The 22,504-nt window shown below is 62.2% G+C and carries 19 protein-coding genes; 10 read left to right on the forward strand and 9 right to left on the reverse strand.

The features are described 5' to 3' along the window. Nucleotides 1–49 precede the first annotated feature (49 nt). From SO140_RS13345 to SO140_RS13355, 3 genes are all read left to right on the forward strand, one after another. Complete coding sequence (locus SO140_RS13345) at nt 50–1,042, forward strand: NAD(P)-dependent oxidoreductase (RefSeq protein WP_498542702.1); 993 nt, start codon at nt 50–52, stop codon at nt 1,040–1,042. A gap of 15 nt (nt 1,043–1,057) precedes the next feature. Further along, nucleotides 1,058–1,840 (forward strand): class II aldolase/adducin family protein, encoded by a 783-nt coding sequence (locus SO140_RS13350; protein ID WP_498542703.1) that lies wholly within the window; start codon nt 1,058–1,060, stop codon nt 1,838–1,840. Nucleotides 1,841–2,050: 210 nt separating this feature from the next. Further along, complete coding sequence (locus SO140_RS13355; RefSeq protein WP_498542704.1) at nt 2,051–3,085, forward strand: sulfite exporter TauE/SafE family protein; 1,035 nt, start codon at nt 2,051–2,053, stop codon at nt 3,083–3,085. A 60-nt stretch (nt 3,086–3,145) separates the two neighbouring features. Here SO140_RS13355 and SO140_RS13360 read toward each other — a convergent pair whose 3' ends face one another. Next, nucleotides 3,146–4,516, reverse strand: coding sequence for an FAD/NAD(P)-binding protein (locus tag SO140_RS13360; RefSeq protein WP_498542705.1), 1,371 nt, complete (start codon nt 4,514–4,516; stop codon nt 3,146–3,148). Between the two features lie 181 nt (nt 4,517–4,697). Then, nucleotides 4,698–5,582 carry a LysR family transcriptional regulator gene (locus SO140_RS13365; RefSeq protein WP_498542706.1) on the reverse strand — a complete coding sequence of 295 codons (885 nt, stop codon included), beginning with the start codon at nt 5,580–5,582 and terminating at the stop codon, nt 4,698–4,700. A gap of 118 nt (nt 5,583–5,700) precedes the next feature. Between SO140_RS13365 and SO140_RS13370 the strand changes: the two genes are divergently transcribed. Both SO140_RS13370 and SO140_RS13375 read left to right on the forward strand, forming a co-directional pair. Further along, nucleotides 5,701–6,624, forward strand: a complete 924-nt coding sequence (locus tag SO140_RS13370; RefSeq protein ID WP_498542707.1) for a hypothetical protein — start codon at nt 5,701–5,703, stop codon at nt 6,622–6,624. After that, nucleotides 6,621–7,634, forward strand: coding sequence for a DUF2891 domain-containing protein (locus tag SO140_RS13375; RefSeq protein ID WP_498542708.1), 1,014 nt, complete (start codon nt 6,621–6,623; stop codon nt 7,632–7,634). Before SO140_RS13370 ends, SO140_RS13375 begins: the two co-directional genes overlap by 4 nt. Nucleotides 7,635–7,650: 16 nt before the next feature. Here SO140_RS13375 and SO140_RS13380 read toward each other — a convergent pair whose 3' ends face one another. The 5 genes from SO140_RS13380 to SO140_RS13400 form a co-directional block, all read right to left on the reverse strand. Then, entirely contained in the window at nt 7,651–9,357 is a 1,707-nt protein-coding gene (locus tag SO140_RS13380) for a dipeptide ABC transporter ATP-binding protein (protein WP_498542709.1), read from the reverse strand. Further along, nucleotides 9,336–10,175: an ABC transporter permease gene (locus SO140_RS13385; protein ID WP_498542710.1), complete on the reverse strand. Its 840-nt coding sequence runs from the start codon at nt 10,173–10,175 to the stop codon at nt 9,336–9,338. Before SO140_RS13385 ends, SO140_RS13380 begins: the two co-directional genes overlap by 22 nt. After that, the gene (locus SO140_RS13390; protein ID WP_498542711.1) at nt 10,172–11,182 is read right to left on the reverse strand and encodes an ABC transporter permease; all 1,011 of its coding nucleotides are present in this window, start codon (nt 11,180–11,182) and stop codon (nt 10,172–10,174) included. Before SO140_RS13390 ends, SO140_RS13385 begins: the two co-directional genes overlap by 4 nt. A 38-nt stretch (nt 11,183–11,220) precedes the next feature. Next, nucleotides 11,221–12,873 (reverse strand): ABC transporter substrate-binding protein, encoded by a 1,653-nt coding sequence (locus tag SO140_RS13395; protein ID WP_498542712.1) that lies wholly within the window; start codon nt 12,871–12,873, stop codon nt 11,221–11,223. Nucleotides 12,874–13,513: 640 nt separating this feature from the next. Beyond that, nucleotides 13,514–14,533 carry a plasmid recombination protein gene (locus SO140_RS13400; RefSeq protein ID WP_498542713.1) on the reverse strand — a complete coding sequence of 340 codons (1,020 nt, stop codon included), beginning with the start codon at nt 14,531–14,533 and terminating at the stop codon, nt 13,514–13,516. A gap of 486 nt (nt 14,534–15,019) precedes the next feature. Here SO140_RS13400 and SO140_RS13405 point away from each other — a divergent pair, with 486 nt between their 5' ends. Continuing rightward, a complete protein-coding gene (locus SO140_RS13405) occupies nt 15,020–15,640 on the forward strand; it encodes a hypothetical protein (protein ID WP_498542714.1) in 621 nt (206 codons plus the stop codon). Nucleotides 15,641–15,887: 247 nt separating this feature from the next. On the opposite strand, the gene SO140_RS13410 is transcribed toward SO140_RS13405, so the two are convergent. Next, nucleotides 15,888–16,502: a hypothetical protein gene (locus SO140_RS13410; RefSeq protein ID WP_474799695.1), complete on the reverse strand. Its 615-nt coding sequence runs from the start codon at nt 16,500–16,502 to the stop codon at nt 15,888–15,890. A gap of 48 nt (nt 16,503–16,550) precedes the next feature. Here SO140_RS13410 and dinB point away from each other — a divergent pair, with 48 nt between their 5' ends. The 3 genes from dinB to SO140_RS13425 all read left to right on the forward strand — a co-directional run bounded on the left by dinB (nt 16,551) and on the right by SO140_RS13425 (nt 20,214). Further along, a complete protein-coding gene (gene dinB, locus SO140_RS13415) occupies nt 16,551–17,798 on the forward strand; it encodes a DNA polymerase IV (RefSeq protein WP_449380198.1) in 1,248 nt (415 codons plus the stop codon). 183 nt (nt 17,799–17,981) lie between these two features. Further along, entirely contained in the window at nt 17,982–18,779 is a 798-nt protein-coding gene (locus SO140_RS13420; protein WP_449380199.1) for a MetQ/NlpA family ABC transporter substrate-binding protein, read from the forward strand. A gap of 439 nt (nt 18,780–19,218) precedes the next feature. Further along, entirely contained in the window at nt 19,219–20,214 is a 996-nt protein-coding gene (locus SO140_RS13425) for a SphA family protein (RefSeq protein ID WP_449380200.1), read from the forward strand. Between the two features lie 54 nt (nt 20,215–20,268). Here SO140_RS13425 and SO140_RS13430 read toward each other — a convergent pair whose 3' ends face one another. Further along, on the reverse strand, nt 20,269–21,282 hold the full coding sequence (locus SO140_RS13430) for a LysR family transcriptional regulator (protein WP_498541399.1): 1,014 nt from the start codon (nt 21,280–21,282) through the stop codon (nt 20,269–20,271). Between the two features lie 60 nt (nt 21,283–21,342). Here SO140_RS13430 and SO140_RS13435 point away from each other — a divergent pair, with 60 nt between their 5' ends. Then, complete coding sequence (locus SO140_RS13435) at nt 21,343–22,500, forward strand: alpha/beta hydrolase family protein (RefSeq protein WP_449380259.1); 1,158 nt, start codon at nt 21,343–21,345, stop codon at nt 22,498–22,500. Nucleotides 22,501–22,504: the final 4 nt, after the last annotated feature.

Consider the following 22,504-nt stretch of genomic DNA (forward strand, 5'->3'; position numbering starts at 1 on the left):
CATCGAGCGCCTAGCATGTCCGCATCAAAGCCATCATGAACCGCGTGACATGAACACTCCTCGCATTGAAAACAAGCGTGCATCCGCCAGCGTGCGATCGCCCATCATCGTCAACCAGCTCGGCCCGGAGGTGCGCGCGGCCCTGACCAATCACTGGTCACGTCCGCTGATCATCGATCATCCCGCCGATCGCCCGGCATGGGACGTCCCACCAGAAGCCGATGTGCTGCTGACGCGGCCGTTGGCGGGCTGGAACAAGGCGCCCGGCGAAAAGCCCGCGGGCTGGCCGTTTGGACTGCGCTGGATCCAGACGGCATCGACCGGCATCGACTTCTTTCCGACGTGGCTGCTTGACGGGCCCGTGGTGACGGTCGGTCGCGGCATCTCCGCCGATCCGATCGCCGAATACGTGGTTGCGGCAATTCTCGGCTTCGAAAAGCGCATCCACGCCATCCGGCCGCGCAACCGCGCGGACTGGAAGATCTCGCCGCTGGGCTCGGTCAGCGGCAAGACGATCGGCATCGCAGGTTTCGGTGCGATCGGTCGTGCCGTCGCCGAGCGGATCAAGCCGTTCGACGTCAATATCAGAGTTTTGCGGCGCTCAGCGTGGCCTTACGTTCTGCCCGGGATCCAGCCTGTCGACAGTATCGAGCAGCTGGTCGAAGTCTCCGATCATCTCGTCCTGGCGTTGCCGGCAACAACGAAGACCGCGGGCCTGATCAATGCCGACGTGCTGGCGCGAGCCAAGAAATCGCTGCATCTGATCAACGTCGCGCGTGGCAAGATCATCGATCAGAAAGCGCTTCTGCAAGCGCTCGACGACGGACGGATCGCTGGCGCCACGCTCGATGTCACGGATCCGGAGCCGCCGCTCGATGGCGATCCTATTTATGACCATCCCAAAATCGTCCTCACCCCGCACGTCTCGTGGACCGGCGGCGAAGACGTCAAGCGGCTGGCCGACAAGACACTCGTCAATCTCGACGCCTATGCGCATGGCGTGGCGCTGGCCGATGTGTTCGACAAGACCCTCGAATACTGAAAAGGAACTGCAACAATGAACAAGGTCGTCGAGAAGCCCAAGAAATATTCCCTGGTCGAGCGCACGCCGGCCGCGACGTTCGAGGAGGAGAGGCTGCACCGCAAACAGCGCCTTGCCGCAACGTTCCGTTTGTTCTCACGCTATGGTTTCGATCAGGGCCTTGCGGGCCACGTCACCGTGCGTGATCCGGAGTTCCCCGAGCGGTTCTGGATCAACCCGCTGTCGAAGCATTTCAGCCAGATCAAGGTGTCGGATCTGCAGCTCGTCGACCACGACGGCAACATCCTGATCGGCGACAAGCCGATCAACCAGGCCGGCTTCGTGATTCACTCGGCGATCCATGCCGCGCATCCCGAGGTAATCGCCGCTGCCCATACCCATTCGACCTACGGCAAGGCCTGGTCAGCGCTCGGCCGGCTCCTTGATCCTTTGACGCAGGACTCCTGCGCCTTCTACGAGGATCACGTATTGTTCGATCCCTTCTCCGGCGTCGTGCTCGAGGCTGAGGAGGGCCGCAGGATCGCGCAGGCGCTGGGATCGAAGAAGGCGGCGATCCTGCAAAATCACGGCCTGCTGACGGTGGGGCCGACCATCGAGGCTGCGGCCTGGTGGTACATCGCGATGGACAATGCCGCGCGCGCCCAGTTGCTGGCCGAGGCCGCCGGCACGCCAAAGCCGATCCCGCACGAGGTTGCCAGCCTGACCTCACGGCAGGTCGGCACACACAAGGGCGGCTATTTCAGCTTCCAGCCGCTGTGGGACTGGATCACCGAGGCCGAACCGGACCTGTTCAACTAGGCCGTGATCCGAAAGATCTGCCGGGCGAACGGCTCGCCAGGCGCACCATAGCCGACTGGTTCGGCGACAGGCGAACCTATGGCGATCTGACGAAGCGCACTGAGATGGTTCAAGGAAGCGGGATCGAAACTACAAATGGACCGTTGGAAGTGGTAGGATAAAGGTCGGCCGCATCATGGGCGACCGTTGCCGGTATTGGAGAAGCCAACGATGCCTCCTCTTGATACTGCGGTGATCGTTCTTGCCGGCATCGCTTTTCTTGCAGCTTTCGTAAATGGCGCGCTCGGCTATGGGTTTTCCTCGCTCACCGTGCCGGTGGCTCTCGTTTTCTATGCAAATCGCATCCTGAATCCCGCCGTCGTCCTGGTCGAGGTGGCCACCAACTTCTACGTTCTGTCCATCAATCTGAACGGCGTGGCAGCTGTATGGAAGAGGGTATTTCCAATCATTGCCGGGCTCGTGCCCGGCATCGGACTAGGAGCCTTGCTTCTCACTACGGTTCAGCCGGGCTGGATCAAACTCGGGACCTACGCACTCATTCTGCCCCTCATCCTGGTTCAGGCAGCCGGTTTTCGGAGGCCAATTCGGCAGACATGGTGGGTTGGTCTTCCCTTTGGAACGGCGCTGGGCATCCTGTATTCCGTCACCACCATCTCGGGACCGCCGCTGGCAATGCTGTTCAACAACCAGGGTCTGGTCAAAACCGAGTTCCGGGCCGGTCTCGCATTGGTTCGCGTGGCCGAGTCGAGCGTGACCGCCATCGTCTATTACCAGCTTGGCCTGTTCACGGCTGAAAGCGGCGACATCTTATGGGTGCTTGTTCCCTGCGTTGCGGTTGGAGTACCGCTTGGCGCCTATGTCATCCGCCACCTGGATGCGGAGACGTTTCGTCGGATGTGCATGAGCTTTGATGCGTGGGTCGTCGGATTCGGTTTCTCGCGCGTGTTGATCGAGCTGAATTTGCTGGAAAGCCCCTGGGCCTATGTCGTCCTGGTCCTCACATTTTTGATCGACGGCTATTTGCTGTACATGTTTTTCACGCGGAGAGCAGCCACAAGGCGATCGCAACGAACTTTGCTTGCGCCCGGCGCTCAGAGTGGACCGGATAGTCGCATCGCTTCGGACATGACTGAATCTCCCTACGATCCGCTTGCTCGGTTCAACACCGACCTCGGTTACGTTGTGGCGATCCTGGCTCTCGCCATGCTGGTCTTTGCAGTTTTGCCTCCAAGTCGTTGGCCATAGTGCGCTGTTAGTTGCGGATCGCGCATGCGATGCAGACTACGAAACACTCGCGAACATTCGTCAAGCTCGCGTCACGCCCGACGAGTATCGCTCCCCGAGCCGGGCAGCAAGCTCTGCGCATTGCTGCCTGATATCGGGAACGGCGATGATCTCCCAGAACGCGGCTCGCGTGAGTGGGCCGATGGCGTAGAGACGGCGCGATGGGGAACCATGTGCATCGACGATCGCGCAGTCCGGCGTGACCTCGATGCCGATGCGCAGTGGGTCGATGCGCGCAAGGCCGTTGTCGAACAGGCTGCGCACCGCCGGGTTGTTGCTGGCGCCCGGATCCTTCACGATCCCCGTACAGTCCACGATCGCGCCGACTTGAAGCTCCGAGAGCTCGCTCTGGCCGCGCCTGCGATAGCTGACGCTCACGCCTCCTTGGCTCGGCGCAACGGAGGCGATCTTGCCGGGGATAACGGTCAGCCGCCCGGTCGCCAGTGCCTCCGAAATCCGGGTCTCCACCTCAGGCGCCGTGCGATGGCGATGGACGTCCCACCAGGCGCGGGCATGCTCCAGGAATCGGCGTCGCGACTCCAGCGGCAGCTCCTGCCAGAGCCGCTGGGTGTGGGGCCTGATGGCGTCGATCGCGCTACGCCAGTCGCCACCCTCGGCAACATACGCTTCGATCCGGCGGCGAAACCAGTGCAACAGCGCGCCGATCCGGGCTCCGAATGGAATCTCGCTCTCGGCGAGACGCATCGGATCGATGCGGCGATGGGCTCTCGGCAGCAGTCCGCGCCGGGACAGGGCGATGATCCGCCCTTGGTGCCCGTGGCGCAGCAGCGACAGCACGTAGTCGACCATCGAGAGACCGGTGCCGAGGATCAGCATGGTTGCGTTGCTGTCGATGCCGGCGCCGACCGGGGCGATCCACGGGTCGATTTGACCCGGCAGGCGCGAAGCTGCGGCGTCGTGGCCGGTCGCGAGAATGGCAATGGTGCCGGTGAGTTGCGTTCCGTCTGCCAGCGCTACCGTGACGCTGGATGGCGTTTCGGCAATGGCGATGCATTCGCTCTGCAGGACAGTGAGGCCTCGCGTCGCGTCGCGCGACGTTAGCGGCGCGATCAGGTCGGCGAGATAGTCGCCGTAAGTCTGCCGCGGCACGAAGCAATAGGGATCCGGACACATCGGCCCGGCAGGCCGCGCACACAGCCAGGTCCAGAAATGCCCGGGATCATCGGGCAGGGCGCTCATGTTCGAGACGCGCACGTTGAGGAGGTGTTCGGGATTGCCTGCATGATAGGCAAGGCCGCGGCCGATCTCGGGCCGCTTCTCGATCAGAGTGACGCGAAGATCCGGCGGAGAGGCCTTCAGGAGCTGAAACGCCATCAGGGCGCCGCTTGCGCCTCCACCGATGACAATCGTGTGCCGCCCCTCCCGACCCATCGTGCCGCCCCCGTTTTCATTGGTCGATCAACGTCGCAAGATGGAGATTGGTTCTATCGCTCAATTGCGATGATTGTCGGACGGCAGCCGCCTTCCTTGTCTCCACTGAAGAAGAATGATGTTCCCTCTGTCGTGGTAATCATTTGTAGAATGATTGCGGCGATGCGGGCGCCGCGCCTGGTCAGAGTTTCTTGCAGATGCGACTGACCAGTTCGATGAACCAGCGCAGCGCCGGGTCGGCCATAGCGCGGCGTGTATAGAGCAGGTCGATGGTGAAAGCCCCGACGTCGTAAGGAACCGGAACGACGGACACGCGGGCGCTTGCGGCGAAGCGGCGGGCAATACGCTCGGCCATCGTTGCCACCAGATCGGTGCCGGCGATCGCAAACGGAACCGCGACGACATGCGCGAGCGTGACGGCGGTCCGGCGCTTGCGCCCGTGCCGGGCCAGCATCGTATCGATCGCACCGGGGAGCCCATCGCCGCCCGCCGATGAAAACAGTGCATGCGGGAGGTTTGTATAGTCATCCCTGGTGAGCCGGGCTTTCCGTCCGGCGTGCCTGGCGTCGCGGATACAGACGAAATTCTCTTCAAACAGCACGCATCGCGTCATGCGCGCGGAGGCGGGCAGGTGACCACCGATCAAGGCGTCGATCTCGCCGTGTTCGAGGCTCGCAACACTCGTGGCGGCGTCAATGATGGGGCGTACAACGAGATCGATGCCGGGCGCCTCCCGTCGGAGCGCCGCGACCAGCGGCGGTATGACGACAAGGTCGCCGTAATCGGTCACCGCGATGGAGAGCCGGCGACGGGCAGTTGCGGGATCGAAGCTTGATCCGGGTGCCAGCACGCCCCTGATCTGCCCGAGCGCCTCGCTGATCGGCCGGGCCAAGGCCAGCGCCCTGGCCGTCGGCTGCATGCCCGAGGCAGATCGTACGAACAGATCATCGCCGAACAGCGCCCGCAGGCGGGTCAAGACGCTGCTCATCGACGGCTGTGCCAGACCGACGCGTTCGCCCGCGCGGGTCACGTTGCGCTCCTCCATCAGCGCCTCGAAGGCGACCAAGAGATTGAGATCGATGGAGGCCAAATTCATTTGAACAATGGTAGGCATAGTAAAAATCGATTTCAAGAATGTCGTCGGGGTGGTCTATTGGCGTGGAAGACCCGATTGGACGAGGCGTATGCGATCCTCATTCCTGCGCCTCATCCCGCGCGGACCGACATTGTTGGCGCTCGGCGTCCTGCTCGGGGTTGCGTGCCCCGCCCTCGCAGACCTGCTCCGTCCGCTGATGCCGGCCACGATCTTCGTGATCGTGCTCGGAACGCTGTTGCGCGTCGATGCCGATGCCGTCTTCGCGACACTGCGGCAGCCGTCTCTGTCCGTGCTCCTGCCTGCCGTCGTGATGGTTGCCTGTCCGCTGGCGATCGGGATTGCCGGCCATGCCCTCGGTCTTCCCCCGGAATTCGCGCTTGCGATCGTGCTCGCCGTCTCGGCGCCGCCATCGAGCGGCACGGCCGCGGTGGCGCGTATGCTCGGGCTCGATGCAGCGGTCCCGCTCGTCGTGACGGTGTTATCCATGGTGCTCGCTCCGGTCACGGTCCCGTTGCTTGCCGGCTGGTTCGGCGGGCTTCAGATCAGCGCGCCCGAGCTGGCGCTGCGGCTGGCGTTACTGATCGGCGGCGCCGAGGGCGTTGCCTTCCTGCTGCGTCGGCATGCCGCGTCGGTTCTGGCGGCCCGTGGCGACGTCGTCGACGGGATCATCGTCACGGCGCTCGTCCTCTTCGCCGTGGCAACCATGGCCGGCATCCCCGCGCAGATCGCAGCGGACGTGCCGGTCGCGGCGCTCTGCCTTGCACTCGCCTTCGCCTGCAATCTCGCGCTTCAGGTCGCGGGCGCCGTGTTGCTGCCGGGAACTCTGCCCGAGCGGCTGACGGTCGGCCTCATCCTCGGCAATCGCAATGTCGGGCTGGTCTGGTCGGCGCTCGGCGCTGCCGCCTCGCCGCGTATGGCCCTATACTTCGCCGCGACGCAATTCCCGATCTACATCCTGCCGCGCTTGATCGAGACGCTGATCAGTCGCAACAAACGAAAGGCCAGCGCATGACAACACCTCGTCTCACCCGCGAGCACGCCGCGAATTTCGCCGGCATCGCGCTCGGCCATGTCCAGCGTGAATATCCAAACAACGTGGATCACGCTCTGGCGGAACCTTCGGATGCCCGCACGCCCAGCCAGCTGCACCCCATCTTCTACGGCAGCTACGATTGGCACTCCTGTGTCCACAGCTACTGGATGCTGGCGCGACTGCTGCGTCGATTTCCGGATTTTGCGGCAGCATCGGACATTCGCGCGCTGTTCGACGGGCAGTTCATCCCTGAGAAGGTTGCTGTCGAGTGCGCCTATTTTGCTCGCCGGACCGCGCGCGGCTTCAAGCGGCCCTATGGCTGGGCCTGGTTGTTGAAGCTGGCGACCGAGCTGACCCTGCAATCCGACGACCGTTGGGGCCGTAATCTCGTGCCGCTCGCTGAGGTCATCGCACAGCGGTTTCGCGATTTCCTCCCGCGCGCGACCTATCCCGTGCGCGTCGGCACGCATTTCAACACGGCGTTCGGCCTGCGAATGGCGGCCGACTACGCTGATGTCTGCAAGGACGAGGGACTGGCCAAGCTGCTGCGCGAGACGGGCCTGCGCTGGTATGGCGAGGATCGCGATTGCCCGGCCTGGGGCGAGCCGAGCGGCGACGATTTCCAGTCCTCGGCCCTGATCGAGGCCGAGTGCATGCGGCGCCTGCTGCCGCCAGAGGCGTTCGTACCCTGGCTCGACCGCTTCCTGCCGCGATTGTCAGAGCGGCAGCCGGCGACGCTGTTCCGGCCCGCGTCTGTCAGCGATCGTACCGATGGCAAGATCGCCCATCTCGACGGCCTCAATCTCAGCCGGGCCTGGTGCTGGCGCGCGCTCGGTGATGCGCTACCAGCAGGTGATGAGCGGCGTGCTGTTGCTCACGCGGCGGCACAAGAGCATTTGGCGACTGGACTTCCCCATCTCGCCACGCACTACATGGGCGAGCACTGGCTCGCGAGCTTCGCCGTTCTCGCGCTTGATGACGCAGACTGAGCGCCGTTGGCGCCGCTCATTCGGCCGCGACGATCAGCTGACGTGGCGGCGCATATGCGCCGTCAGTGACACCCGCCGGGATCGAGGCCAGCAGCGACTTTGTATAGGGCTGCCGGGGATTGTCGAAAATGTCGGTGACGGTCCCGTGTTCGACGATGCGTCCACGGTGCATCACCGAGACAGTGTGAGCGAGTTGACGCACCAGCGCGAGGTCGTGAGAGACGAACACATAGGTCAGGCCGAGCTCGGCCTGCAGCGACAGCAACACCTCGACGATATCCGCCTGGACGCTGACATCGAGCGCGGAAGTGGGCTCGTCCAGCACGATCACGTCAGGTTTGAGCACCAGCGCGCGGGCAATGGCCACGCGCTGGCGCTGACCGCCCGAGAGAGCTCCGGGTTTGCGCGCGAGCAGGTGCTGACCAAGCCCTACGTCGGCGAGAGCCTTATGCACGCGCTCGTCGCGCTCCCGGCTTGTGCCGATCTTGAACCGGTCGAGCGGCTCGCGGATTAGTTGCTCGACTTTCCAGGTCGGGTCGAGCGAGGTGAAAGGATTTTGATAGATGAGCTGCAGGTGACGCCAGGTCGCGCGCAGCTCGGCTGGCGACCGACCGGTGAGCGCCTCGCCGGCGACGGAGATGGTCCCGGCATCAGGCTGGTCCAGCCCAAGCAGCAGCCTGATCGTCGTCGTCTTGCCCGAACCGGATTCGCCGACAAGCGCGTGCGTAGTGCCAGCCGGGACATTGAACGACACGTTGTCGACGGCTGTCAGCGTCCTGCCGTCCACTGCGAAGGTCTTGGTGACGGCGCTGACCTCGATCTTCGGCGGCTTAGTCCTAGCGCGACGGAAGCCGGGGTCGCGCAGGTCCGCGTAGCGGTCAGGGTTGAGGGCCGGGACGTCGGCATGCAGCTTCCTCGCATAGGCCGACGCCGGTGAGGCGAAGACAGCAGAGGTCTTGCCGGTCTCCTGGACGCCACCGTCCTTGAGCACCACCAACGTGTCGGCTCGCTCCGCGGCGATCGCCAGATCGTGGGTGATGAGCAGCAGGCCGATATTCAACTCGTCCTGGAGGCGCGAGAGGAGATCGAGGATCCGCTTCTGGATCGTGACGTCGAGCGCGGAGGTCGGCTCGTCCGCGACCAGCAGCGACGGCCGGGGCAGGATCGCAAGGCCAATCAGCACGCGCTGGAGCATTCCGCCGGACAGCTGATGCGGATAGGAGTCGTAGACCCTCAGGGGATTGTCGAGCCCGACCTGCGCGAATATGTCCAGGATGAGCTGCTTGCGCACGGCCCTGTCGGGCTCGTCGAGCAGCGCGGCGGCCTCATGCGCCTGGGCGCCGATCGTTCGCACCGGATTGAGCGAGTTGCCGGGATCCTGCGGAATGAACCCGATGGCCCGCCCGCGCAGCGGCCGGAAGCCGCGCTCAGGCATCCTCAGGATCTCCTGGCCATCGAACACAACGCGACCTGTCGCGTGACCGCGGCTGGGGAGCAGCCGCAGCACCGCGCGCGCGATCGTCGACTTGCCGGAGCCGGACTCTCCGATGAGGGCAAGGCTTTTGCTGCGGCCCAGTTCGAAGCCCACGTCAGTCACGACCTGTTGCGCCCCGTAGGCGACGGAAAGGCTGTCGACCTTGAGGAGGGGAATCGACCGCAGCGGCTTCGGCGCGACGATCGTGGGGCGGACGAGAGTGGATATCAGTCCGTCTTGCGGAGCCATCGGCTGATCCTGTTGACAGAGAGGACGGTCGCGATCGTGACGAACGCCGGCGCGTAGACCAGCCACGGCCATTTCAGGTAGTCCTTGCCGATCGAGATCAGCAGGCCCCAATCCGAAGCGGGCGGCGGGTCGCCATAGCCGAGGAAGGCAAGGCTCGCGATCACCAGGATCGACAGGCCGAATTGCAGCACCGCCAGCGGCAACAGCGAGCGCGACGCGTTCGGCAGCACGTGCCGCAGCAGGATGTGCCAGCGCGAGCCGCCGAGTAGGAACGAAGATTCGACGAACGTCGCCTGCCGGATCTTGATGACCTCCGAACGCATCACCCGCGCGAACACGGCCACCGCCGAGACGCCGGTGGCAATCGCAGCGTTGGTGGTATCAAAGCCGATCGCGGTGACGACGATAACGGCCAACAAGAAGTTCGGGATCGCCAGCAGCACGTCGACGAGGCGGGCGAACACGACATCCACCCAGCCGCCGAAGAAACCTGCGAGCAAGCCGATCAGGCCGCCGATGAAGGCTGCGATCGCGACAGCGATCAATCCGCTCGAGACGGAAGTCGCTGTGCCATAGACCACGCGGGTGTAGACATCGCGGCCGAGATGGTCGGTGCCGAACCAGTGCGCGGCGCCGGGGGCGAGCAGCTTGTCGGTAGGGATGCCGTTGATCGGGCTCTGGCTCGTGAACAGGCCGGGCGCAACCGACCAGGCGATCACAAGCGCGATCACGGCAAAGGACAGCACGACGGTTGGTGGTACCCGGAAGGATGCCAGCGGGCGGCTCGCCGTGACGCGCGCGTCCGAGAGAAGGCTCATGGCGTCACCGCCTGCGACGTCCCGGTCGGGCTGTCATCGGCCATCGTCGGCCTGTGCGTGGGACTGCCGAGGAGTTTTACGCGGGGGTCGAGCAGGGGATAGACGAGGTCAGCGATCAGGTTGACGAGCACGAACACAACTGCCGCCAGAGAGACGACCGCCTGCAGGACGGGTAGGTCCTGCGTGCTCACCGACCGCTGCACCAGGCTGCCGATGCCGGTGCGTCCGAACACCGTTTCGGTGATCAACGAGCCGCCGAGCAATTCACCGATCGTGAGCGCGATGATGGTGACGACGGGCAGCGATGACGGCTTGAGCAGGTGTTTGGTGAACAGCCGAAACTGTCCTAGGCCTCGGCCGCGCACAACGGCCGCGTAGTCCTGTGCGGACTCGTGATCGAGATTGGCGATCAGCACCTCTGCGATCTGCGCGGAGATCGGAATGCCGAGCGCGATCGCGGCGAAAAAGGTGGCCCAGAAGCTGTTGGGCGCGATCACGCGGAACAGGCCGAGCTGGAAGCCGAAGACGTGGATCAGCACGAGGCCGATCACGAAATTGGGCACCGATAAGAATAGCGACGGGAAGCCGCGCAGCACGCCTTGTCCGAAACGCCTCGGAAGAACCTGCGTGCCGTAGGCGATGGTCGATGCCAGCAGCAGCGCGACGGCAAAGGCCGATGACGCCAATACCAGCGTGGACGGGAGAACCTCGGCGATCAGGGTTATCACGGGCCGGCTGGATCGCATCGACAGGCCGAGATCGCCGGTTAGGAAGTGCGACAACGACGTCCAGAGTTGGACCGGAATCGGCTGGTCCAGCCCCTGGGCCGCGATGATCTCCCTGATCTCGTCCTCGGTGAAGCCGTTCTGGGGATCGCGCAGCACGTTGGTGATGGGATCACCGGGCAGTATGCTGACGACGACAAACGTGAAGACATAGGCCAACAGGACCACGATGAGCGCCTGGATAAGACGCTTTGCCGCATAGCGCAGATACGCATTGCTCATGCCGGACACCTGGTCACGTCGCGCAGTTGCACGGCCGCCTACTCGCTGATCGTGGCCGTGTAGTAGCTGGCATAGGCGACACCATTGTAGACTTCGCTTTTGAGTTTCGGCGATTGCACGTAGATGCGCTGGACAATCTGCGTGCGCGGGATGAAGTAGCCCTGTTCGAGAACGTAGGTCTGCAGCTGGTCGAGCAGCGGGTCGCGAATCTGCGTGGAGCTGGCGCTGGCGATCTTGTCGCGGAGATCGTTGATCGTCTTGTCGCTATCACCGAGGGCGAACCAGTCCTCGCCGTTATTGGCGTTCGTGAGGATGCTCGCCACCGTGCCGGCGTCGATGAAACTGCGCGTCACCTCATAGGCCGCAACGCCGGGGCCACCGAACCGGACTTTCTCACCAAACGTCACGACGTCGTAGGCGCGGATGAAGACCTTCCAGCCGATCTTGCCGAGCTGCTGGGCAATCAACTCGTCGATCGCCTTTGCGGTCGCAAGATACGGATTGGAATAGAGCGTCAGCGTAAGCTGCTTGCCGTCCTTGCTGCGGATGCCTTTGGAATCCTTGATCCAGCCGGCTTCGTCCAGAAGCTTCTCGGACTTGCTGGGATTATAGGCCAGGAGGTCGCTGTGGTCGGTCGCGCCGGGCACGTTGCTCTGGATGAAGGACGTCGCGAGCTTCCAGTCCGGCGTGTAGACGGTGTCGATGATTTCCTTGCGATTGATGGCGGCCTGGAGTGCCTGGCGCACCTTCAAATCGTTATACGGCTCGAGCTTGGTGTTGATCGCGAGGCCATTGACGAAGCCGAGATAGCGCGGCGTTGCGACCGTGAAGCCGGCTTCCTTGAGCGACTTCAGCTCCTGCGGCGAGGGGCTGTAAGCCACGTCAGCCTGGCCGGACTGGACGGCGGCCACGCGAAGCGATGGCTCGGTCACCAGCTTGTAGGTGATCGAGTCGAGGAAGGCCGGCCCGGTATGGCCGACCGCCGCGGGACCCCAATTGTAGTCCTTGCGCTTGACCAGTCTGACGAAGTCGCCTTCCTTCCAGGACTCGACCACAAACGGGCCACTGCCCGAGGTCTTGGAGAGATCGGCCTGCTGCGCGGCCGGCTGCGCGATGCTCTTCGGCGAGATCAGGATCGAGCCGTGATAGCCCAGCGTCGGGATGAAGCCGAGCGTCGGTGCCTTGAAAACCACTTTCACCGTGGTCGCATCGACGGCCTCGGAATGGTCGTAGGTCTTCGGAAACAGGCCGACCGGGTTGATGCCGTCGCTCTTGCGGCCAGCGTACCAGATGTCGAGATTTGCGACGACCGCGGCAGCGTCTAGCAGGGTGCCGTCGGAGAAGGTCACACCCTTCTTGAGGTGAAGAGTGAACTGGGTCGCGTCGTCGTTCTGCTCCCAGCGCTCGGCGATCCAGGGGCTGATCTTGCCCTCGGCGTCGACGTAAACGAGCTTATCGGTGACGTGGCCCCAGATATGGCCCTGAAAGCTCGAGATCGAGCTGTTGTTCGGGATCCAGGTGCTGCCGAGCGAGTCGATGAGGAAGGTGATGTTTCCACCATTCTGCCGTCCATCGGCGCTTTGGGCCGGCGAAAGGCCCAACATAACGTTCAAAGCCGCCGCCGCCACAATGGAGGTGGCGACCAGCAGCCGACGCCGGGAGAGCGAGAACGGGAGGAAGCGAGCGGTCATGGATGGCCCCTGATGATTGGTGTCGTGGATCGCGTCACGGTTTCCGCGGCGATGCTTCGGTACGATCGGCGTTTCCGCTTAGGAGAAGCGAAACCAACGGACCTGGCCATTCCAAATTTCGCTTGAGACGAGCAACAAATGCCCCGGCAGTCGGGCAATCAGCGCGACAGCCATTTTGTCGTCAGGCAAGTGCGCGCGATCGAGTCAGATTCGAGATGGTTCTTTAGGCGCGCTAAATGGCGTCGAGCATCGTCGGATTGAAAAGACATTCTGCAAAGTCCCGAGCGCGGTAGAATGTCCTTGGCATTGACGATCGGGAAATGAGCAGATCGGCCTCGGCAATTGGTTTCGCTGCGCGAGTTATACTCCGTTCGCGAATTGAGTATGATGTCAATTGAGCGCTGTGCGGGATACGGCCGATCTTTCTGTCGCAGGTTTTACGGGTGGCGTGTGCACCTCGAGATCAAGAAAAGTCCATCGAGAGCCAGCGTGGGCGTTTCTGGTGGTCAGAGGGGGCGTGTACGCGGCGTGTGCACCGGGAGACCAAGCAAAATCTTGTGTGACAAAAGTAAGCAAGGCTCTCTGAAATGGGCAATGAATGCGAACATTGCGTGTGTTGGCGTCCGCTCTCATGCAACCTTTACAGCACCATGTTCTGATTGATGCCGTTCTCCTCCAGCACGGCCGTCAGCGACTCGAGCTGTTGCGCTTGAGCCGCTATGATCGCCTCTCTGGCCGAGAGCTGCTCCTCAAGATCCGTCGTCTTTTGGCGGAGAGCCGTGATGTGCTTTTGTACCTTCTGCCTTAGCATCTCAATGCGCTGAAGCGACAGCTGCTCCACCGCTTCGACCTTTTTCTCGGCCTCAGCGTTGGCTGCTGCGACCCGGTGATGAACGAACTCGATAGCCCGCGCTTTTGCCTCGGTCCTATAACCCTCTAGTTTCTCGTGCGCCTTGGCAAGCGCCGTGGCCTGACGCTGCCGCTGGATCCACTCTTCCCGCGTGAGACGCTGCCGGCGCGGTCCGAGACGAGTCAAACCGCAACGAACGGCGACCCTTTCGTAGTAGGTATCCTGTAGATCGATCATTGCATCGACGTAGGCATCCTTCTGCTGGCGCGGGGAGCCGCCGGCGTTCTTGCATTCGGCTGCCGCTCGAACTCCGGGGTGCACGCTCTCGATCCGCAGGCGGAGAGAGCTATCCAGCTTCGGGACGATTACGTAGTGGAGGTGGGGCCTTGGCTCATCCAAATGCTGAACTACGCACGCCAACTCGTCGCCCCACTGCTCTCGCAGCCATTCGATCGTCGCGGAACGCCAAAGAGTATATTCAGCCTGTTTTGCCGGATCGGCCTTGATATCTGCAATGAGCACGGGCCAGCTGGCAACACCCACCATGACGACGGGGGCGTCGTTCCGGAGCTTGCGTCCAATCTTGTCGACGGCCGTGTCAGCGCGCTCAGTCGCCAAGGCAAACGCCTGTCTAGGATTCATACCAAATAGCACTTCAGGCTCGCTCGGAGTATCGACGTGAGGGCACGCGTGGGGCGCCCGGACCATTTCGTCTCTGATTTCGGACATCGAGCGCTTGCGCGAGGACGACTTCTTCTTGTGAGCGCCCTTGCGACCGAAGGTCTCGACGTGATTAAATTGGTAAGACATCGCCGCTATTTCCTTTGCTGGAGATAGCTTCGAGCCTCACCCTGAAATTCGGAAATGAAATCTTTTCCCGTTGCGAGGGAAATACATCTAGTCGGTTCACTAGATGTATCGGCAGCCCATTCCAGAGGCAGCGAGCCGGTGTTTGGTTTCGACAGCGAAACACTGGCGGGCCAGCTAGACGCTGCTTCACTGAAATCCAAACGCTGGGAAAGCGTGGCTGCAGCCATATAGGCGGGCCGGTAGAAAATCAGCCTGATGTCGGGTCAGGTAGGCAGCTGTGTGGAATAGAGCGGACGGGCCTCCTGAACCGGGGCCTAGATGTCCTTGACTGTGCTCTGGTGCCCGCAAGAGACCCAACTCTTTGCTCGCGAGCCATCACGCGATCCCCCGCCCGTGGTGCACTCCCGAGCCGGGCGCGCTCAGAACTTCTCCTTTGCGCTTGCCGGGACGCGTGATGGGCTACCTCTACTGACAACAGGAGGTTCCATGAAACGTCGTCCCCGAATCATCAAAGAGCTTGAAACGTCCGAAGTCGCACTCGCGCGTCTGTGCGCTGAGCGAACCCGGATTGACGCCGAGATCGCAGCCTTGCAGCAGCGCCGCGAGGCTGATGTTCAGCAGCTTGTGCTGGACGCCGTGAAGCGTCTCAATCTGGCACGGCTGCCCGCTGCCAGCATCCTTTCTGGTCTCGAGCAGTTCGCGAAAAGCGCGGACGTGGGTCGTCCGGGCTCCGATCCGGACGCCACCAGCACCGAGATTGCCGACGATCCTCGGCAGGGTCTCATCCAGGTGTTCGTGCGCTTGTCGCGCAACACCTCGGCCTTCAATCGCGACGTGCTGGAGAGCGCGGGTCTCCGGTGGAATGGACGCTCCGGTGGATGGAGCGGTCGCGTCACATTGGAGACCCTGGATCGTTTGCGCGGCATCTTCGGGAGCCGGGTGGAGGACGGCTTGAATGCCCTGCGGAACGACGAAGCGAGTGGTTCGTCCATCGATGTGGACGCCGAGGGGCCGCCGATCACCTCTCCGGATGCGCCGCCGGCGAACGGGGAGGCCAAGGCCGATGCGCATGCCGAGGACCAGGCATCGGGGCCGTGGAGACGGTGATCGCCGCTGTCCCCGCTAATAGTACACGGCTGCCGACTTCCCCCTTCCGCGTGTCGCTGCCACGCCGCCCGTCGCCGACCTAGGGTGCTACCCGAAACGGGTCACCGGACGAACGTCCCGAGGCCTTGCGAGGTGAGGCACATAATTGCTACACACGTCTCGTGTCGCTCCGTTTTCTTCAGTGATTTCAGGCGGCTGCGAACGCCGACGATCTGGCTGAGTACCCTCCCGCCCCAGCCAGTTGATGTTACTCGGCAATCGTACGTCGTTCTGGCCCTTCATTCTGAACGCGATTCCGCTGCTCATTCTGAACATATGTCGCTGTTTCGTTCGCCAGCCTGTGCGCGTGCCGCTTGCGGGTGGCGGCCAGCATTCGCTTTTCGGTGCGCTTGGCATAGTCGATATACTGCTGCGTGCGATGTGCCGACAGCGCGCGCCCTTGTCCGTCGGTCAGTTCGGCCTCCTCCAGCTCGGTCATGCGGCCGTGCCGGCAGGCGTCGAAGGTGAAGTCCGCCGGCAATTCGAGTTTCGCACGCATGCGCTGCACCTTGTGCTGCATGGTGAAGGCGAACTGCTTCGACTTTCCTTCCTCAACCGCACGCAGGACCATGGAGATACCGCGGCGGGGAAGGTGGGAAAGGATCTCCTTGCCGCGAGGATGGAGCACCTTTCGGCCGAGCGCCTCGCGGCATGGCGCATCCGTTTCTCCTGTTCGCCCGGTGATGTCTTGGGTGCTGTGAACGCCAGACGCGGATGACAAACTGATCGGCCACCACTCAACGCAGAAAACGGCAGATGAGGTGCGTCGTGACTCCGCGGCAACGGTGCAAGTCGATGCAGATCCCGGCTTGACACCTGCCATGCGTGTTCTCATTATGTTCTCAGGGAATTTCTTCAGGCGAACGGTCGGATGGCAAGGACAGCAACCATCCTCCACGCTGATCTGGACGCGTTCTACGCCTCGGTTGAGCAGTTGCTTGTGCCTTCGTTGCGCGGCAAGCCCATCGCGGTCGGCGGTGGGGTTGTACTTGCAGCTTCCTATGAAGCCAGGGCTTTTGGGGTCTGCGGCGGCATGCCTGGACGGCAAGCGCGTGAGCTCTGTCCGCACCTCACTTTTGTCAGTGGACATTTCAAGGATTACCAACGACTGGGTGATGCTGCGATCAAGGTGATCGGCGATTTCACGCCCCTCGTCGAGCGGATCTCCATTGACGAGGCCTTTGCCGACGTAGCGGGCTGCACCCATCTCTTCGGTTCGCCAGCCGAAATCGCTACTGCAATCCGCGAGCGCGTGCGCACCGAGCTTGGTCTTCCGATCTCAGTAGGGGTTGCGCGCACCAAGCATCTGGCGAAAATTGCCTCGCAGGTTGCCAAGCCCGACGGACTCGCGATCGTCGATCCTGAAACGGAGCTGGAATTCCTTCACAACCTGCCCGTCGAACTGATGTGGGGCGTTGGACCGGTCACGAAGGCGCGGCTGGCCAGGATCGGTGTGCTGACGATCGGGCAGCTGGCAAAGACACCGGGATGGTCGCTCGAGCGGTTGCTCGGTTCTGCGGCGGGCGAGAAACTCGCAGCGCTGGCGTGGAATCGCGATCCGCGGCAGCTCAGGCCTCACCGAAGGGCCCAATCGGCAGGAGCGCAATCGGCGATTGGCAGAAAGCCGGCAGAAGCGCGAGTTATTCGACCTATCCTGCTTCACCTCGCAGATCGCATCGCAACGCGGCTTCGCGCAAAGTCCAGGCCTGGCCGAACCGTGACGGTCCGCGTTCGCTTCGCCAACCTGAACTCGGTCACGCGCTCCTTGACCCTCGACGCGCCGATCTCCGCGACGATGATCCTCGCTGAGCTCGCCGAGGAGCTGGTGCGCGCGATCCTTGCAGACCACCCGCACGAGAACACCATCTCGTTGCTGGCGATCTCCGTGTCGCATCTTGAGGAGAACTGGGACCTCGAGCTGGAGCTCCCGCTTGGACTTGAAGATGAAGCGCGCCGCCCCGGCGCCAGGATCGGCATGGCACGTTGGGCGGCTGACTGCGCCGTCGACAAGATCCGCGATCGCTTCGGTTGGGATGCAATCGGATACGGCTCGGCAGCGTTGGGTATTTCTCGTTCCGTGCCCGACGAGTTTCGCAAACTCGCCGAAAGGGACCTGTAACCCCCGCGCTCCTGCCGAGTGAGTTTGTTTTCAATTCGACGAACGGCCGGAAAGAAACGAATTACGAAGCGACGACGATGCAGCACGCGCATCGCTATTTTCTGGACCCGCTCGACAGTCGAGGAATCCGATCGCATCATTTTCGTCGACAAGCGTGGTTGAATTGGAACGGGACTTGAGACAATGAAGATCTTCTTTCGTATCGCGCAGACCGTGGGCCTCTGGCTCGGCCTCACGGGAGCCACCTTCGCCGACGAGCCCTTGAAGATCGCAACCAGCGCTGGCCCGGTCGCGCAATTGGCGTCCTTTGCCGCCAAGCTCGCCAAGGAGAAGGGGCAGGACGTCAAGATCGTCGAGCTTTCGGACTGGGTGGCGCTGAACGAGGTCGTCAACAGCGGCGACGTCGATGCCAATCTGTTTCAGCATGCGACCTATCTCGCGCTCCAGAACAAGCAGCGCGGCTTCAGTCTGGTGCAGGTCGACAAGGTCGGCGTGATCGCGCCGGTCGGGTTGTTCTCGAAGAAGATCAAGAAGCTCGATGAGATCAAGTCCGGTGATAGCGTCGCCATTCCCAACGAGCCCCTCAACGGCGCTCGCGGATTGATCCTGTTGGAGCGGGCGGGGCTGATCAAGCTGACGCCGGGCAAGGGCTTTTCGGTCAGCAAGTTCGACATCATCGACAATCCGAAGAATCTCAAGATCGTCGAGTTGGACCCGGCGCAGACCTATCGATCGCTCGACGACGTGACGCTGGCGCTCGTCAACATCACCTACCTCATACCCGCCGGCGGCGATCCCAAATCAGCACTGATTATCGACCGCACCGTCGACGACGGGCTCGTGCTGCGCTTCACGGCACGGCCGGACAAGAAGGATGATCCGCGCCTGAGAGCCTTCATCCAGGTGTTCAATTCACCCGAGGTGAAGCGGTTCATCGAAGAGAAGTTGCCGGCGTTCATACCGGCCGGGTTCGGCAGCTAGAGCCCGATGCGGCGGCGCCGGCTTCGCGAAACCGCCGCCGCCGCACCGGGGCCAACCCTATCCGGCGGATGATCGCGGCAAGTCGCGGCGCAAGAACTCGGAATATACGCTGCAGTTGACCCGCTCTTCGGCTGCGAATTCTCATGCCAATATTCATCGGCGCTGACCGCCGATACTTCCCGCCTGTCCGGTCGCGGGAGGCGAGTGCACGGCGGCGCCGCAGACGCGAGTGGGCGTCTCAGTGCGACGACCTCTCCCCATTTATAGATTTTGCGAATACCTGGGATCATAAGGATCAATTTTACCGATGGTTTGCCCCGACCAATAATACGCCAGTCGATCCCGACGGAATCGTCGGCAGGTCGGTCCAATGATGGGGACGTCAGTCGGCGCGTTACGCTTGCGAAGCGTTGCAATGCGCCGATTGCTTGGGGGAAACATGAACAGGCTACAGAAGATTTCTGCAGCGTCGCTGCTGCTTGTGTGCGCATCTGGCGGGGCCGCGGTCGCTGCCGAGAATGGTGTGCTGAACTATCCGCCGGGAGCGCCCGGCGTTTTCATCGGGACGTTTCCGCCCATTCCCGGAATCTTCATGCTCAGCCAAACCAACTATTCGAGTGGTGACGGACTCTATGATGGTCACGGCAACAAGCTTCCGATTCCGTTCGCCGTTTCCTCGATCTCCGAAACGGCCCGCATTCTCGTAAGCTACCCGACCGAATTCCTGGGCGCTCACGTCTACACGCAGTTCGTGCTGCCGTTCGTGCACGTGCAGAGCTCAAATCCGGGCGGCAAGTTTTCTGCGGACGGTTTCGCCGGGCTGACGATATCTCCTGTGATCATGCAGTGGCATCTCAGCCAATACCAGAGTCTCACACTCGGGTTGGACATCGCGACGAACACCGGCACCTATTCGCCCTGGGCCGGGTTGAATGTCGGCACCAACTACAACACGATCATGCCGACACTGGCGTATCGCTATTTTGATCCGAAGGGGGTCGAGATCGGCATTTCGCCCCGCTTGATGTTCAACGATGCCAACACCGCGTCGCCCAACGTGTTCACCCGTACTCTGCAAAACTATCGGAGTGGCGATGCATTCAATGTTGACTTCAACGTCGGATACAATTTCGGTCCATGGAAGGCCAGCGTCGTGGGCGCCTATACCCAGCAGTTCACCGACGACACAGTAAACGGCGTGAAGGCGTTTAATGCGGCCGGCGTGCAGGACGGCAACCGGCTGCGGACTTTTGCAGCGGGCCCGTCGCTGACCTATGACGCCGGCAAATTCCAGGTGAACGTCAACTACCAGCACACCTTCCTTGTTGAGAATGGGACCAAGTCGGAGTCCGTTTGGGCGAACATCGCCTTTCCGATCTGGGTACCGGCTCCGCCCCCAGGATCTGGTCCCCCAGGCTCTCCCGTCAGGCATTGAACTGGCGAGCTCGCGGCCGGCATCCTTGACGACAAGGCTCTGCCGGCCTCTTCTTTAATCGAGTGTCTTTGCAGCCAGCTTGATCGTCTTTAGGAGCCAGGCTAGGCCGGCATCGTTTGACCTGTATCTGTGCCATTGCACGGATTGATTCATCTGGGGCAACTGGAACGGCAGTTCGAGAATCTTGATCGGCAATCTGCGAAGCGCCTCCTTGGCGAGACGGCGATGAATAGTCGCGATGCGATTGGTTCCGGCAACAAGTCCCGCCATCGAGCTGAAGCTGTAGGTGATGACGTCAATGCGCCGTTCAATGCCGAGCCTGGTGAGAAAGACTGTTTCGAGCGACTGCATGCCCTCGGAAGGTTGCATCACGACGTGTGGTGCGCTTGAGAAATCTTTCATCGTGAGCTTGCCTTTCGCGTAGCGCCCTTTGGTCCACGCGACGGCACAGAAATCGTCCTGTAGCACCTTCTCGAATGGATGGTTCTCCGAGCAGAATTCGCGCGGGATGATAAGGAGGTCGACCGCGCCTTGCTCGAGCAGTCGGTCCGGCGCAGCTACCTGATTGAGGAAGTTGAACTTCACGTCGGGCGCCGTACGCTCGCAGGAAGCGAGCAGCGCCGGCGCAAGCGTCGCCAGCGTGTAGTCGGAAGCCAATATTGTGAACCGGCGGTTAGATTGGGCCGGATCGAATTGCGAGGTCGCGGCAACCGTCCATTCGATCCGGACGAGTAGGTCGCGTACCGAGTCCTTGAGCGCCTCGGCCCTCGGCGTTAGCTCCATCTTCCGTCCGATCTTTGCGAGCAACTCGTCTCCAAAATAATCCCGCAGGCGCTGTAGGGCGCTGCTCATTGCGGATTGGGTGACATTCATTCGCGCTGCGGCGCCGCTGACGCTTCGCAGATGCAGCAGATGGTCCAGTGCAATCAGAAGATTGAGGTCGAGCCTGTTGTTGAAGCGCATTATCCTTCCTCCCGATCCATCATTTTTATCAATACCAAAGATGTAAACAATCGATTTTTGAAACGGTAAGAGAGGTATTAGACACAGGCCAGAGGGAGCGCTCACCGGCTGACCAACGCAGACAGCGGCGGCCGAAGCATGCTCGAGATCGACCTGGGATTTCGAATGTTCAAATACTTTCCGAAGAACTACGTCTGGAATCTCTCCGTCGATCTCGCGATTGAGATGGGAGCACGGATCGGCGAGATCGAGGAGATGTGCGCGCCGCTGCAAGAGGCGTCGTCGCAGCCCGACGCCGCAGGCGTGCAGGCGTTCCGCGAGACGTGGTCAGCAATGGCGGATAAGCTGTGTACGCTTGCTGCCGAGGACGAGGCGCAAGGGCGGTTTTTCTCCGCGGGCGAGAAGTACAATCGCGCCGCCATCTATCTGATCACCTGCGAGCGGCTGCAGGCGCATGGCGCGCCCGGGCGCCTTGAACTCTACCAGCGCTTTCTCGATGTGTTCGCCCGCGGCGTGACACTCGCTCAGGAAAATTGCGAGCGCGTGGAAATTCCCTATGAGAACGCGCATATCACCGGCCTCCTGGTGCGGGCCGAAGGATCGGCCGGACCTGCGCCATTGCTCGTGCAGGTCAACGGTCTCGATTCGACGAAGGAGATGAAGTACCGCGTCGGATTGCCGGGCTGGCTTGCCAAACGCGGCGTATCGTCGCTCGTCATTGACCAGCCGGGTTCGGGCGAAGCTCTTCGATTGCACGGAATGACGGCGCGCTACGACAGCGAGCACTGGGCAAGCCGCGTGTTCGATTGGCTGGAGACGCGAAGCGATGTCGATGCCAAGCGAATCGGCCTCGAAGGCGTGTCGCTCGGCGGCTACTTCTGCCCGCGCGCAGTGGCGTTCGAGCCGCGTTTTGCCTGCGGCGTTGCCTGGGGTGCCAACCACGACTGGCGCGACGTGCAGAAGAAGCGGCTGCAGAAGGAAGGCAGCTTTCCGGTGCCGCACTACTGGGCCCACGTCCGCTGGGTCTGGGGCGCCAGGGATCAGGATGAGTTCCTGAAGATCGCAGAGAATGTCCATCTTGACGGCATCCTGAACCGCATCGAGGTGCCTTTCCTCGTCACGCATGGCGCCAACGATTCCCAGATTCCATTGCAGTGGGCGCATCGCACCTACGACCAGCTCGTCAACAGCCGCAAGCGCGAGTTGAGGATCTTCACCGAGCGCGAGGGCGGTTCTCAGCACTCGAGCTTCGACAACAGCATCAACGCTGGCCACTACATCGCCGATTGGGTCGCGGAGACCCTCGGCGGGCGCGTTGCGTGATCGC

Source organism: Bradyrhizobium sp. UFLA05-108 (assembly GCF_059803455.1).

Coding starts and splice junctions, on each gene's coding strand:
- SO140_RS13345 (WP_498542702.1), top strand. CDS start 50: ATGAACACTCCTCGCATTGAAAACAAGCGTGCATCCGCCAGCGTGCGA.
- SO140_RS13350 (WP_498542703.1), top strand. CDS start 1,058: ATGAACAAGGTCGTCGAGAAGCCCAAGAAATATTCCCTGGTCGAGCGC.
- SO140_RS13355 (WP_498542704.1), top strand. CDS start 2,051: ATGCCTCCTCTTGATACTGCGGTGATCGTTCTTGCCGGCATCGCTTTT.
- SO140_RS13360 (WP_498542705.1), bottom strand. CDS start 4,516: ATGGGTCGGGAGGGGCGGCACACGATTGTCATCGGTGGAGGCGCAAGC.
- SO140_RS13370 (WP_498542707.1), top strand. CDS start 5,701: ATGCGATCCTCATTCCTGCGCCTCATCCCGCGCGGACCGACATTGTTG.
- SO140_RS13375 (WP_498542708.1), top strand. CDS start 6,621: ATGACAACACCTCGTCTCACCCGCGAGCACGCCGCGAATTTCGCCGGC.
- SO140_RS13380 (WP_498542709.1), bottom strand. CDS start 9,357: ATGGCTCCGCAAGACGGACTGATATCCACTCTCGTCCGCCCCACGATC.
- SO140_RS13385 (WP_498542710.1), bottom strand. CDS start 10,175: ATGAGCCTTCTCTCGGACGCGCGCGTCACGGCGAGCCGCCCGCTGGCA.
- SO140_RS13390 (WP_498542711.1), bottom strand. CDS start 11,182: ATGAGCAATGCGTATCTGCGCTATGCGGCAAAGCGTCTTATCCAGGCG.
- SO140_RS13395 (WP_498542712.1), bottom strand. CDS start 12,873: ATGACCGCTCGCTTCCTCCCGTTCTCGCTCTCCCGGCGTCGGCTGCTG.
- SO140_RS13400 (WP_498542713.1), bottom strand. CDS start 14,533: ATGTCTTACCAATTTAATCACGTCGAGACCTTCGGTCGCAAGGGCGCT.
- SO140_RS13405 (WP_498542714.1), top strand. CDS start 15,020: ATGAAACGTCGTCCCCGAATCATCAAAGAGCTTGAAACGTCCGAAGTC.
- SO140_RS13410 (WP_474799695.1), bottom strand. CDS start 16,502: ATGGCAGGTGTCAAGCCGGGATCTGCATCGACTTGCACCGTTGCCGCG.
- dinB (WP_449380198.1), top strand. CDS start 16,551: ATGGCAAGGACAGCAACCATCCTCCACGCTGATCTGGACGCGTTCTAC.
- SO140_RS13420 (WP_449380199.1), top strand. CDS start 17,982: ATGAAGATCTTCTTTCGTATCGCGCAGACCGTGGGCCTCTGGCTCGGC.
- SO140_RS13425 (WP_449380200.1), top strand. CDS start 19,219: ATGAACAGGCTACAGAAGATTTCTGCAGCGTCGCTGCTGCTTGTGTGC.
- SO140_RS13435 (WP_449380259.1), top strand. CDS start 21,343: ATGTTCAAATACTTTCCGAAGAACTACGTCTGGAATCTCTCCGTCGAT.